Origin of the sequence: Methylobacterium sp. EM32 (genome assembly GCF_040593685.1) — a bacterium.
Classification (GTDB): domain Bacteria; phylum Pseudomonadota; class Alphaproteobacteria; order Rhizobiales; family Beijerinckiaceae; genus Methylobacterium.
In genome coordinates this window covers 21032-33390 of the sequence record NZ_JBEXZS010000052.1, presented here as the reverse complement: position 1 = coordinate 33390, position 12359 = coordinate 21032, and the positions used below count along the sequence as shown (strand labels likewise).

General features: G+C 71.7%; 12 protein-coding genes. 6 read left to right on the top strand and 6 right to left on the bottom strand.

The genetic code is table 11. The annotated features are described in order from the left end of the window. Positions 1-100 precede the first annotated feature (100 nt). The 4 genes from ABZT49_RS08135 to ABZT49_RS08120 all read left to right on the top strand — a co-directional run bounded on the left by ABZT49_RS08135 (position 101) and on the right by ABZT49_RS08120 (position 4052). Positions 101-1861: a hypothetical protein gene (locus ABZT49_RS08135; protein ID WP_355285211.1), complete on the top strand. Its 1761-nt coding sequence runs from the start codon at positions 101-103 to the stop codon at positions 1859-1861. A 24-nt stretch (positions 1862-1885) separates the two neighbouring features. Continuing rightward, on the top strand, positions 1886-2452 hold the full coding sequence (locus ABZT49_RS08130) for a histidine phosphatase family protein (RefSeq protein WP_355285209.1): 567 nt from the start codon (positions 1886-1888) through the stop codon (positions 2450-2452). Between the two features lie 143 nt (positions 2453-2595). After that, on the top strand, positions 2596-3651 hold the full coding sequence (locus ABZT49_RS08125) for a patatin-like phospholipase family protein (protein ID WP_355285208.1): 1056 nt from the start codon (positions 2596-2598) through the stop codon (positions 3649-3651). 248 nt (positions 3652-3899) lie between these two features. Next, a complete protein-coding gene (locus ABZT49_RS08120) occupies positions 3900-4052 on the top strand; it encodes a hypothetical protein (protein ID WP_355285206.1) in 153 nt (50 codons plus the stop codon). A gap of 187 nt (positions 4053-4239) precedes the next feature. Here ABZT49_RS08120 and ABZT49_RS08115 read toward each other — a convergent pair whose 3' ends face one another. From ABZT49_RS08115 to ABZT49_RS08095, 5 genes are all read right to left on the bottom strand, one after another. Further along, positions 4240-5535 (bottom strand): pitrilysin family protein, encoded by a 1296-nt coding sequence (locus tag ABZT49_RS08115; RefSeq protein WP_355285204.1) that lies wholly within the window; start codon positions 5533-5535, stop codon positions 4240-4242. Further along, the gene (gene thrC, locus ABZT49_RS08110) at positions 5532-6944 is read right to left on the bottom strand and encodes a threonine synthase (RefSeq protein WP_355285267.1); all 1413 of its coding nucleotides are present in this window, start codon (positions 6942-6944) and stop codon (positions 5532-5534) included. The genes ABZT49_RS08115 and thrC overlap by 4 nt, the downstream gene beginning before the upstream one ends. Before the next feature lie 76 nt (positions 6945-7020). Continuing rightward, entirely contained in the window at positions 7021-7437 is a 417-nt protein-coding gene (locus ABZT49_RS08105) for a DUF4864 domain-containing protein (protein WP_355285203.1), read from the bottom strand. Positions 7438-7690: 253 nt separating this feature from the next. After that, positions 7691-9124 carry a pyruvate kinase gene (pyk, locus tag ABZT49_RS08100; RefSeq protein ID WP_355285201.1) on the bottom strand — a complete coding sequence of 478 codons (1434 nt, stop codon included), beginning with the start codon at positions 9122-9124 and terminating at the stop codon, positions 7691-7693. A 25-nt stretch (positions 9125-9149) separates the two neighbouring features. After that, positions 9150-9899 carry a hypothetical protein gene (locus ABZT49_RS08095; protein ID WP_355285199.1) on the bottom strand — a complete coding sequence of 250 codons (750 nt, stop codon included), beginning with the start codon at positions 9897-9899 and terminating at the stop codon, positions 9150-9152. 188 nt (positions 9900-10087) lie between these two features. Between ABZT49_RS08095 and ABZT49_RS08090 the strand changes: the two genes are divergently transcribed. Together ABZT49_RS08090 and ABZT49_RS08085 are read left to right on the top strand one after the other, a co-directional pair. Next, positions 10088-10492, top strand: a complete 405-nt coding sequence (locus tag ABZT49_RS08090; RefSeq protein ID WP_355285197.1) for a hypothetical protein — start codon at positions 10088-10090, stop codon at positions 10490-10492. Positions 10493-10659: 167 nt separating this feature from the next. Next, the gene (locus ABZT49_RS08085; protein ID WP_355285196.1) at positions 10660-11175 is read left to right on the top strand and encodes an ATP-binding protein; all 516 of its coding nucleotides are present in this window, start codon (positions 10660-10662) and stop codon (positions 11173-11175) included. Positions 11176-11457: 282 nt separating this feature from the next. On the opposite strand, the gene ABZT49_RS08080 is transcribed toward ABZT49_RS08085, so the two are convergent. Then, the gene (locus ABZT49_RS08080) at positions 11458-12357 is read right to left on the bottom strand and encodes a VOC family protein (protein ID WP_355285194.1); all 900 of its coding nucleotides are present in this window, start codon (positions 12355-12357) and stop codon (positions 11458-11460) included. Positions 12358-12359: the final 2 nt, after the last annotated feature.

Below are 12359 nucleotides of genomic sequence, written 5' to 3'. Positions count from 1 at the left end.
GCCCCGGGATGACCCTGTGAGGTGGAAGCCTGGGCGAGAAGCGATCGACCGGGAAGTCGAAGCGTCCGCCCTTTGACCCCGACTGCGAGACCTTCCGACCATGCTCGTCTACGGCGACGTTCGACGCCAAGCCCATCCCGACGACGAGGTCGCCCGCCTCCTCGACGCCGTGGAGACTGCGCGCGGGCTCGGTCCCGGCCTCGCACGGCACGCCGCGCTGGTGGCGGCGCTGATCGTGGCGGGCGAACTCGTGCAGGGCGTGGCCGATGCAGCGTTCCGGGAGACCGGCCGGGACGCGCACGAGGGCGCGACGGCCCGGCTCACCGGCCTGCTGGTGCGCCTCGCCGGGGCCGTCTGGGGCTCGTGGCGCGGCGGTTTCGCGGTTGGCGCGGTTGCCGATCGAGCTGAGATCGACCGGGCCTGCGCCGGGCTCGGCCCCGCCCCGCTGGAAATCCGCCTGCCCGAAGGCTTCGCCTTCTACGCCGTCTACCCGGAGGCCTATGCCGCCTCCGCCGCCGCCTCCGGGGGAGGGGCCGGCACGACGGTGATCGGGTTGCGCAGCATCGGGACGAGCCTCGGCGCGATGGTCGCGGCCGGCCTCGGGTCTGCCGACCTCGTGACCGTCCGGCCGACCGGCCACCCGTTCCGGCGCGAACTGCGCCTGTCGGGCGGTCTGCGCGACCTGTTCGGTCCGGGCGGCGGTGTCGCCGTCGCCGACGAGGGACCGGGGCTCTCGGGCAGCTCCTTCGGGGCGGTGTTGCGCGAGCTGGAGGACAGGGGGATCGTGGCGGGCCGCGTCGCGCTGTTCCCGAGCCATGCCGGGGCGCCGGGACACGCCGCAAGCGAGGAGACGCGCCGGCTCTTCGGGCAGGCGCAGCGCCACGTTCTCACCTTCGACGACCTCGTGCTCAGGGCCGAGCGGCCGGAGCACCGCCTGGAGGCCTGGCTCGCCCCGCTCGTCGGGCCCTTGAGCGCGCCGCTGGACGAGGTCTCGGGGGGCGCCTGGCGGGCGCGGTCGTTCGTCGATCGCGCCGCCTGGCCGCCGGCCAACCCGATGCAGGAGCGCCGCAAGTTCCTGGCCCGGACTGCCGGCGGAACCTGGCTCGCCAAGTTCGTCGGCCTGGGGGCGGAGGGCGAGCGGAAGGTCGCGCGCGCTCAGGGTTTGCACGCCGCCGGATTCTCCCCGGAGGTGGCCGGCTTCTGCCACGGCTTCCTGGTCGAGCGCTGGATCGAGGGGGCGACGCCGCTCGCGCGCGGCCGCGTCGACCCGCTGCGCCTCGTCGAACGGGTCGGCGACTATCTCGGCTTTCGCGCCGCGGCCTTCGCCTGCGAGCCCGGACGCGGCGCCTCCCTTGACGCCCTGTGGGAGATGGCCCGCCACAACGCCGCCGAGGCGCTCGGCGATGCGGCGGTCCGGGCGATCGAGGGCTACCGCGACGCCCTTCCGCGCCTCGCCGCGGGGCTGCGTCCGGTCGAGACCGACAACCGCCTGCACCCTTGGGAATGGCTCGTTCGGCCGGACGGCTCGATCCTGAAGACCGACGCGGTCGACCACCACGCCGCCCACGACCTCGTCGGCTGCCAGGACATCGCCTGGGACCTCGCCGGGGCCGCGATCGAGCTCGGGCTGGAGGGTTCGGCGGGGCGGCGTCTGCGCGCGGTCGTCGCCCGGCGGACTGGCCACGAGCCGGATCCGGATCTGATCGCTTGGCTGGAGATCGCCTACGCCGCGTTCCAGCTCGGCGCCGCGACGATGGCGGGTCATTCCGCCGAGCCCGAGGAGCGGGCGCGGCTCGCGGTGGAGGCCAGGCGCTATCGCCGGCACCTCGCGGCGCGGCTGCGCGTCGCGAGCCCAAGTTGAAGCTCCCGCCCTATCTCTCCCGCCATGATCCTGCTTCGCCATGGCCAGAGCCAGTTCAACCTCCACCATCACGCCACGGGCCTCGATCCCGGGATCGTCGATGCGCCGCTGACGCCGCTCGGCCACGAGCAAGCGGAGGCCGCCGCCCGCGCGCTCGCGGGGGAGGGTCTGCGGCGCATCCTGTGTTCGCCGCTCACCCGCGCGCTCCAGACCGCAGCCCCAGTCGCCGCCCGCCTGGACCTGCCCGTCCTGGTCACGCCGGCGGTGCGGGAGCGCCGGGGCGCGAGCTGCGACGTCGGTACCTGCCGGACCGACCTCGCCCGCGCCTGGCCCCATCTCGACATGGGTCACCTGGACGAGGTCTGGTGGCGCGAGGCCGACGACGAGGCGGAGCACGAGCCCGACCACCTGTTCGCGGCGCGCATCGCCGCCTTCGGCACCGGGATGGCCGAGGATCCCGACTGGGCCCATACCCTGGTCGTGTGCCATTTCGGGTTCATCCACGCCGTCACCGGCCGCACCCTCGCCAACGGCGAGTGGGTCCGCTGCCGGATGGACGAAGGCGGGCGGCTGCTGGCGGTGGAGCGTTAACCTGCGTCAAGGCGGCGGGGTGGCCGTTCCCGCATTCACCAAGTGCAAGGCTGCCTACGAGCCAATCCTTCAAAGATCAGACGCGGGATCCCCTCTCCCACACGGGAGAGGGGGGATTCTGCGCCTCTACTTCGCCGGACAGCATGATCAATTCCTCGCCCGACCGACCGGCCGCGTCCCCGGACCCACGGCCGCACGACACGGCCCTCGTCCTCGCCGGGGGCAACGCCCTCGGGGCCTATCACGCCGGCGGTTACGAGGCGCTGCAAGCAAGCGGGATCGAGCCCGGCTGGGTCGTCGGCGCCTCGATCGGCGCGGTCACGGCCGCGATCATCGCCGGCAACGCGCCGGAGCACCGGGTCGAGCGGCTGCGGCAATTCTGGGACGAGGCGACCCAGCACACCGCGCCCAGCACCACGGAGATGCTCAAGCCGCGCCAAGTCTATAACGGCCTGCACGCGCTCCTGACCCTGGCCTGGGGCCGCCCCAACATCTTCCGCCATCGCCTGCCCGGCCTGTGGTCGGCGCTGCCGTGGGTGCCGAACGACGTGGCGTTGTTCGACCACTCGCCCCTGCTCGACACCCTCGCGCGGCTCGTCGATTTCGACCGTCTGAACCGCGGCGGCATCCGCGTCACGATCGGCTGCGTCGACATCACCACCGGGGAGGAGGTGTACATCGACACCGCGCACCAGGAAGTCCGCCCCGAGCACGTCCTGGCCTCGACCGCGATCATCCCGGCCTTCGCGCCGGTGGAGGTGGACGGCCGCCTGCTCTGCGACGCCGGCTACACCAACAACCTGCCGCTCGATCCGCTCTTCGCGGCCGAGCCGCCGCGGGACCTCGTCTGCATCGCCCTCGACCTGTTCGGCCTCGAGGCGCCCCGCCCGGCCTCCCTCGACGCCGTCCTGGAACGGGCGAACGACCTGATCTTCGCCAGCGCCGGCCGGCGCGCCATCGCGGGGCTGGAGCGGGAATACGCTCTGCGCCAGCAGCTCGACCCGCACGGGCCGGCCGTTACGCTCCTGCACCTCGTCCACCGGGCCGAGGCCGACCAGCTCGCGGCCAAGAGCTTCGACTTCTCGCCCTCCTCGATCCGCGATCGCTGGCAGGCGGGCAGCCGCGACGCCGGCCGCGTCGCCGACTGGCTCGCCGGCCGCGCGGAACCTCGACGCCGCTTCACCTATGTCAAGATCTAACGACCTGGACCGTCTCTCTTCATCCGGATGAGGGTGGGGCGCGCCGCGCGACCAGTCCTTTCGGTCATCACCCACGCAATACTGGCGCAACAAACCTCCGCCACACTGCGAGGTGGAAGCTGGAAGATCGAATTTGCCTCTTATTTGATGTATTGAACATGCATCATTGTGATGAGACAGGTTCGTTTCCGCACTGTAACGATAGCGTCGACGTAGCGGTTTTCCCAGTCTCGAGAAGGGTCAACGCGATGACGGTTCAGGTACGGCGCATGGTCGACTTTTCGGAGAGCGCCACGACCGCGTCCGGCGAGGAGATCCGGGCGCATGTCAGGGCGCAGCTCGACAGGCTCGTCTCCGCCCTGAAGGCGGAGGGAGCAAGCGCCCGGCTCGACGCGGCCTGAACCCCGCCTTTCGCCCGTCGGAACGGATCGGCAACGCTCGGCCGGAGCCGGCGGTCGGCCTTCGGCAGGTGCAAGGCCGCGACATCCGGATTGGCGCTGCCCGGCACGGCGACGTATGCAATCGCCCTCTCCCAACCCAAGTCGGGCTCGCCCGACTCGGATACAGCGACGCGCGCCGGGGGGCCGCTCACCCCGCCTTGAGTATTGTGCCCACGGCCTCGAGGCTCTGCAGCTTCTTGATCGGCCCGATCGCCGCGATCGTCGGCGCCCCGGCGATCAGTGCGCGACCCGCCGCCCGCACGTCGTCGGGGGTCACGGCATCGACCTTGGCGATCACCTCGGCCGCCGGGATCACCCGGCCCCAGGCCAGGAGCTGGCGCGCCGTGCGCTCGATACGCCCGCCCGGCGTCTCCAGCGCCGAGAGCAGGGCCACCTTGAGCTGCGCCTTCGCCCGGGCGAGTTCGACGGAATCCACCGTGTCGGCCGCCTCGCGCAGGCAGGCGAGCGTCACCTCGACGAGGCCCGGCAGGTCGCTGCCCGCGGTGCCGGCGCCGATGCCGAACAGGCCGCAATCGCTGAACGGCCAGTGGAAGGCGTGGATCTCGTAGGCGAGGCCGCGGGTCTCGCGCACCTCGTGCCACAGCCGCGAGGTCAGCCCGCCGCCGAGCACCTGCGCGAAGAGATGCGTGGCGTAGTAGGACTCGTCCCGGAACGACAGGCCGGGCAAGCCGAGCACCAGGTTGGCCTGTTCGAGCTTGCGCGGCATCCGGCGCTCGCCGCCGCGATACTGTCCGGGCACCGAATCGGGCGCGGACGCCGCCGGCATCGCCCCGAAATGCTTCTCGGCCGCGGCGACGATTGCCTCGTGCTCGACGGCGCCGGCCGCCGCCAGCACCATCCGGCCAGGGGTGTATTCGCGGGCGAGGTAGGCTTCGATCGCGGCCTTGTCGAAGCTCTTGATCGTCTCCGGGCGCCCGAGGATCGGCCGGCCGATCGGCTGGTCGGGGAAGGCGGCCTCGGTGAAGGCGTCGTAGACGACGTCGTCGGGGGTGTCCTCGACGGCGGCGTATTCCTGGAGGATCACGCCCTTCTCGCGGGCGAGCTCGCCGGCCTCGAAGGCCGAGCGGGTGAGGATGTCGCCGAGCACGTCGAGGGCGACCTCGGCATCCTCGCCCAGCACCCGGGCGGTGTAGCTCGTCTGCTCGACGCTGGTAGCGGCGTTGATCTCGCCGCCGACATTCTCGATGTCCTCGGCGATCTGGCGGGCGGAGCGCGTCGCCGTGCCCTTGAACGCCATATGCTCGATCAGGTGGCTGAGCCCGTGCTCCTCCGGCCGCTCGTTGCGCGAGCCGGCGCCGATCCAGACCCCGAGGGTCGCGGTGGCGACCCCGGGCATCGCCTCGGTGGCGACGGTGAGCCCGTTGGAGAGCCGCGTGATCTTGAGGTCCGGCGAGGCGCCGAGCGTCGCGAAATGCTGGTTCATGCGGCGTGTCCCAGGATGCGGGCGCGCTCGCGGATCGCCCGTTCGACCGCCGCCTCGTCGTTCGGCAGCACGGTGAAGCGCTCGCGGCGCTCCAGGAGGTCGGCGAGGTGGGGCGGCAGGGCCGGGCGGATGCCGGTTGCGGCCTCGACCGCGTCCGGGAACTTCGCCGCATGCGCGGTGGCGAGCGCCACCACCGGCGTGGCCGGATCCTCGGCGACCAGCTTGCGGGCGGCGCGCACGCCGATGGCGCTGTGCGGATCGATGATCTGGCCGGTGCCCTTGTAGACGTCGCGGATCTCGGCCACGACCTCGTCCTCGGGCACCGCGCTCGCGTCGAACTCGGCCCGGATCCGTGCGAGCGTCGCGGGGTCGAGCGTGAAGGCGCCGGACTGCTTGAGGCCGGCCATCAGCCGGTTCACGGCGGAGGCGTCGCGATCGAGGGTCTCGAACAGCAGGCGCTCGAAGTTCGACGAGACCTGGATGTCCATCGACGGCGAGGTGGTCGGCGCCACGCCCCGGACCTCGTACGACCCCGTCGCCAGCGTGCGCGCCAGGATGTCGTTGGCGTTGGTGGCGATCATCAGCCGGCCGACCGGCAGGCCCATGCGCTTGGCGGCCCAGCCGGCGAGGATGTCGCCGAAATTGCCGGTCGGCACCGAGAACGAGACCGGGCGGTGCGGGCTGCCGAGCGCCACCGCGCTGGTGAAGTAGTAGACCGCCTGCGCCGCGACCCGGGCCCAGTTGATCGAGTTGACGCCTGACAGGCGCACGTCCTCGGCGAAGCGCGGGTGCTGGAACAGCGCCTTCACGATCGCCTGGCAATCGTCGAAGGTGCCCTCGACCGCGAGCGCGTGGATGTTGTGCGCGTCGACCGTGGTCATCTGTCGGCGCTGCACCTCCGACACCCGGCCGTGGGGGTAGAGGATGAACACATCGACGTTGTCGAGGCCGCGGAACGCCTCGACGGCGGCGCTGCCGGTATCGCCCGAGGTGGCGCCGACGATCGTCGCCCGGCTGCCCTTGGCCTTGAGCGCGTGGTCCATCAGCCGGCCGAGTAGCTGCATCGCCACGTCCTTGAAGGCGAGCGTCGGGCCGTGGTGGAGTTCGAGCAGGAACAGGTTGTCGCCGAGCTGGGTCAGCGGGCAGACCGCCGGATGCCGGAAGGTGGCGTAGGCCTCGTCGATCATCCGGTCGAAATCAGCCTGCGCGATCTCGCCGTCGACGAGGGGCGACAGCACGGTCCTGGCGGCCTCCGCGTAGGGGCGGCCCGCGAGGCCCGCGATCGTCTCGTGCGAGATCTGCGGCCAGGCCTGCGGGATGTACAGGCCGCCGTCGCGGGCGAGGCCGGCGAGGAGCGCGTCGGTGAAGGTCAGCGGCGCGGCGGCGCCGCGGGTCGAAACATGGAGCACGGTCATCAGTCCTGAGGCTGCCGCAGGCCCTACACGAATCCGGCGCGCGCGTCAGCCGTGCGTGCGGGCAGGCCGATCAGGCGCTGGCGCCCGGCGCCTTGCGCAGGCGGCAGCCGGTGATCCGCCACGCCCCGTCCGCGTCGCGCTCCAGGGTGTAGAGCGCCTCCCAGTCGGTGCCGTCCTGGTCCTGAATGCGCACCCCTTGCGCGAGGCTGCCGTCGGGCAGTTCCTCGTCGGTGCCGAACTCGAAGCGGCGGTTGCGGTAGATGGGGGCGTAAACCTGCCGCACCATGCCGATGAAGGACTCGGGGCTCCCGAAGATCGACCGGATGGCGGGGGCCGCCTCGGCGTAGGCGGCGGCCGCATCGTCGTGCCGGAACGCGTCCTGCTGGCGCAGGATCACTGCACGCATCGCATCCCGGTCGCCGCTGCCGGCGGGGAGGGCGCCCTGGCCGACGGCCAGCAGGGTCATCAGGGCGACGAGGGTGCGCATGGGCGTCAGGCCCTCCCGGGACGATCGGTTTCGTCCGGATGCCGCAGCGTAGCAGGCCGATCCGGTGGGCACAACTTGAAGTCGTCCGAACCTTTTGGGGGTGACGGAGGATCGCGGGGAAGGGAGGGCAGCACTCCGGGTGGACTTTGCCTCGTGCGCGAGAGCGATCCTACCACCCTCCACGTCATTCCGGGGCCGCGAAGCGGAACCCGGGATGACCCTGCGGGTACGAAACCCGTCGAGAGACGAGCGCCTACACCCCGCTCGCCTTCCGCCCCAGCTCCACCACCCGCAGGTTGTTGGTGGTGCCGGCCCGGCCGAACGGGATGCCGGCCACCGCCACCACCAGGTCCGGCGCCTGCGCGAAGCCTTCCTGGGCCGCGACCTCGGCGGCGCGGTCGACCATCGCCTCGTAGGAGTCGATCTCCGGGCCGAGCACGGAATGCGCGCCCCAGTACAGGCTGAGGCGGCGCGACACCGCCGTGTCGGAGGTGGCGGCGAGGATCGGCACGTTGGGGCGCTTGCGGGCGATGCGGGCGGCGGTGGTGCCGCTCGACGTGAAGGCGACGATCGCCGCCGCCTCGATCGCGTCGGCGAGGGTCGCGGCCGCGGCGGCCACGGCGTGGGGCGGGCTGTCCTCGACCTCCGGCTCGCTCGCGCGCACCAGCGAGCGGTAGAGCCGGTGCTGCTCGGTGCGGCGGATGATCCGGTCCATGATCGAGACCGCCTCGATCGGGTAGCGCCCCGCCGCCGACTCGGCCGAGAGCATCACCGCGTCGGCGCCGTCGTAGACGGCGGTCGCGACGTCCGAGGCCTCCGCCCGGGTCGGCGAGGGCGCCGAGACCATCGATTCGAGCATCTGCGTCGCGACGATCACCGGCTTCACCGCCCGGCGGCAGGCCCGCACCAGCTCCTTCTGGCGTCCCGGCACGTCCTCGGGCGGCAGTTCGACGCCGAGATCGCCGCGGGCCACCATGATCCCGTCGGCGATGCGGATGATGTCCTCGATGTGATCGAGCGCCGAGGGCTTCTCGATCTTGGCGATCAGCCCGGCCCGGCCGGCGATCAGGCCGCGCGCCTCCATCACGTCGGAGGGGGTCTGGACGAAGGAGAGCGCTACCCAGTCGACCCCGAGCGAGAGCCCGAAATCGAGGTCGCGCCGGTCCTTCTCGGTCAGCGGCGAGAGGGCCAGCACCGTGCCGGGCAGGTTGACGCCCTTGCGGTCGGAGATCGGCCCGCCCACCACCACGTCGGCGTCGATCGCCGCGTCGTCGACGCCGACGACCCGCACCCGGACCCGGCCGTCGTCGATGAGCAGCTCCTGGCCCGGCGCCACCGCGGCGAAGATCTCCGGGTGGGGCAGGGGGATCGCGTCGGTTCCGCCCTCCCGGCCCTCGCGCACGAAGCGGATCCTGTCGCCGGTAGCAAGCTCCGCCTTGCCGCCCCGCAGGGTGCCGATGCGGATCTTCGGCCCCTGGAGGTCTTGCAGGATGCCGATCGGCCGGCCAGTCTCCTGTTCGAGCGCCCGGATCGCGGCGTGGACCTTGGCGTGGTCGTCGTGGGTGCCGTGGGAGAAGTTCAGCCGGAAGGTGTCGACCCCGGCGAGAAAGAGGGCCTTCAGCCGCTCCGGCGTGTTGCTGGCCGGGCCGACGGTGGCGACGATCTTGGCGTGGCGGTGGCGGCGCATCGGGGTCGCTCCTGGCTGATCCGGATCAGGGCTTGGTGCGGCGATAGACATTGGCGAAGGTGACGTTCAGGCCGCCGCAGGCGCTGTTGTCCTCGGCGAGCAGGAACGGCGGCAGCAGCTGCAGGCGCAGGCGGCAATCGGTCGGCGCGCCGGCCGTGAAGGGAAGCGTGCCCTTGTCCCCCATGGTGAAGGCGAGGGTGTGACCGTTCGGCGCTGCCTCGCCCGAAACGCTGCCCGTGTTGACGGCGCCGCGACGGACCCGGTCGGGATCGAGAGCGCCGTAGGTCGCGTCGCCCTCGACCGCGAGGGTGCCCGCAACCTTGCCCGGACGGATCCTGATCGTCTGCTCCGGCGCCGTCCAGGTGCCGGTCCAGTCCTTCGCTACGGGCGCCGGCGGGGTCGGCTCCCGCGCCACCGCACTCTCCGGCAGCCAGCCGGCGCGGACCGCGCCCTTCTGCCCGACATAGGTGGCGCAGACGAAGCCGGGCACGGTGCCGCCGAGGATCACGGTGTTGCCCGGCACCAGGAAGGCCTTCTCGCGGCAGGCCGGATCCGCCCCGGGGCAGCCCTTGCGGCCGGACGCGCCTTGCACGAACGGCACCCGCGCCGCGCCGGGCTTGATCGTGCCGAGGCTCGGACCGGAGCCGGCGCCGAGCGCGCCGTAATCGAAGCAGTCGCCCTCGGCGGCGAGCGCGCTTCCAGCGCTCGCGATCAGCGTCAGCGCGATCAGACCCGAAACGGCCTGTTCCCGGTCGCACCGCATCCCGCTCAGCATCGTCGAAATTCCTTGGCCGTTGCCTCACCGCCGCGGAAGCTAGGGCATCTTGGACCAAAGGAGCACCCGTCGGCTCCCGAATAGCATCGCCTGCCGCAACGCCGTGCACTTGACGGCGGTTATGCTGCATCGCACCCTGTCGCTCGCTAACCATTCGGCGACACGACGTCAGGGGGGTATCGACGGTCATGCTGTTCCAGCCGCCCGTCTTCGAGACGATCTTCCGCATCCCCGTCGAGCATCGCCTGGTGATCCGGGGCTCGCGCAGCCGCGGCGCTCCGACCGACGGCGTATGCTGGTACCACGACGAGTTCGACGCCGCCGGCACGCTCGTCGCCCGCTACGAGACCTACGACGAGAACGACGAACACGGCCGGGAGCGCTGCGGCTGGCGCCGCTACGACGCCGCCGGCCGGCTCGTGGCGCGGCACGAGGTGGCGATGCGCTGGTCGGGCCTCGTCGCCCTGAAGCAGTCGCGCCGCGGCGCCGAGCTCGCGCTGCAGCGCCACGGCGGGCACGTCACCCCCGCACCGCTCGCCCGCCGGGTCCAGCCCGCCGGATCCTGGCGACCCGACATCGTCCCGGCCGCTTGACCCTGGGACAAGACGCGATCACGATCGCCCCATGACCTTCCCGCGTCCCGTCGCACTGCAACGCCGAATTACCCCCCCGGCCTGATCCGTCGGGCCGGGTCTTCGGCTGTCCGCATCCTCCGTGACGCTCGCGGCGCTCCTGTGGCGCCCCTGGAAGGTCTTGTCCCATGTCCGTCCCCGACGCGGTGCTGCACCTCCTGTGCGGCAAGATCTCGGCTGGAAAATCGACGCTCGCCGCGGCGCTGGCCGCGCGGCCCGGCACGATCCTGGTCCGCGAGGACCAGTGGCTCGCCGGGCTCTATCCGGGCGAGCAAACGACCCTCGCCGATTACGTCCGCAACAGCCGGCGCCTGCGCGCCACGATCGGGCCGCACCTCGTCGCGCTGCTGCGGGCCGGCCTGTCCGTGGTGCTCGATTTCCCCGCCAACACGCCGGAGAGCCGGGCCTGGATGCGGACGCTGTTTCGCGAGGCGGAGGTGGCGCACCAGCTGCACTCCCTTGAGGCCGACGACGCCCTGTGCAAGGCGCGCCTGCGCCGTCGCAACGCGGCCGGGACGCACGAATTCACCGTGAGCGACGAGGAGTTCGATTTGTTCACGCGCTACTTCGTGCCGCCGGCGGAGGAGGAGGGGTTCACGGTGGTGCGGCATCGACAGGTCGAGGAGGGAGGGATGTCGGGTTGAGCCGGTGAGCGTAGACGCGTGCCTGTTCTGACACGTGTGTCGCCTCGATCGACGGTGATGTTGCCCTCTTAGTCATCCCGGGGCCGCGAAGCGGAACCCGGGATCCATAACCGCTGACGCTCCAGGATGAGGAGGGACGCGATCCGCCTCATTGTCTTCCGCCAGCGGTTATGGATCCCGGGTTCTCGCTTGCAGCGAGCCCCGGGATGACACGGAGAATATTCGGTTTATCGCGACTGCGATTTACGCGCCTTGGACCTCTACAGGTGATCAGCTAGTTTTCTACTCCACCGTCAGCCACACCAGATGCCCGTCCGGGTCGCGTAGCAGCGCATCCGCACCGCCGTCGGATCGCGGGCCGACTCCGCCGGAGACCAATCGCCCGGCATGCGCAGCGCAGGCCGCCGCCAGAGCCTTCTCATCCGGCATCGCGATCACCAGCCGGGTCGCCGCAACGTCGTTCACCGCGAGGTCGGAGGCCGGCCGGGGGAGATCCCCGCGGTAGCACAGCAACTCGACATGAGGCGGTCGCCCGTCCGGGAAGCCGAGACCCGTCACCTCGACCGTCGGATCGGCGACGGCATCAAGGCGGGCCTGTTCCGCTCCGGTATTGAGCGAGCTCGACGCGACACTGAGCCCGAGCGACTCGTAGAACGCGACGCTGCGGGCGGTGTCGGCGACCGAGATCGCCGAGTGATCGAGGCCGAGGCAGGGATCGGACGCATCCGGCCGCCGCCACGCCTCGGGCGTCGCTGCCGGCGGGAAGGCCAAGAATTCGAGAGGATGGCCCTCGGGGTCGCGGAACTTGAACGCGGTCACGCCGCCGGACGAGGCGGGCAGCCGCACCGGTCCGTCGGTCGAGATCTGGCGCCAGCCCGGATGGGCCGACAGGCGGGCCTGGGCCGCCGCCATGTCAGACACGATGATGGCGCAGTGCTGGAACAGCGGGCTGAATCCCAGCACGTCGCCCGGATAGGGCCGGCCCGGCGGCGTCATCGCGACGAGGTCGAGGCGCTGGCCGCCGAGGCGAAGCGGCACGGCCCGTGTCCCGGCCACGCCCGGATCCGGCGGCGCCTCGGCATCGGTGAAGCCCAGAGCCCCGCGGTAGAACCCCGCCAGCGCGTCCGGATTGCCAGAGACGAGGACGATGCCGGCGAGGCGCAGGGCCCGAGGTGAAGGCACCG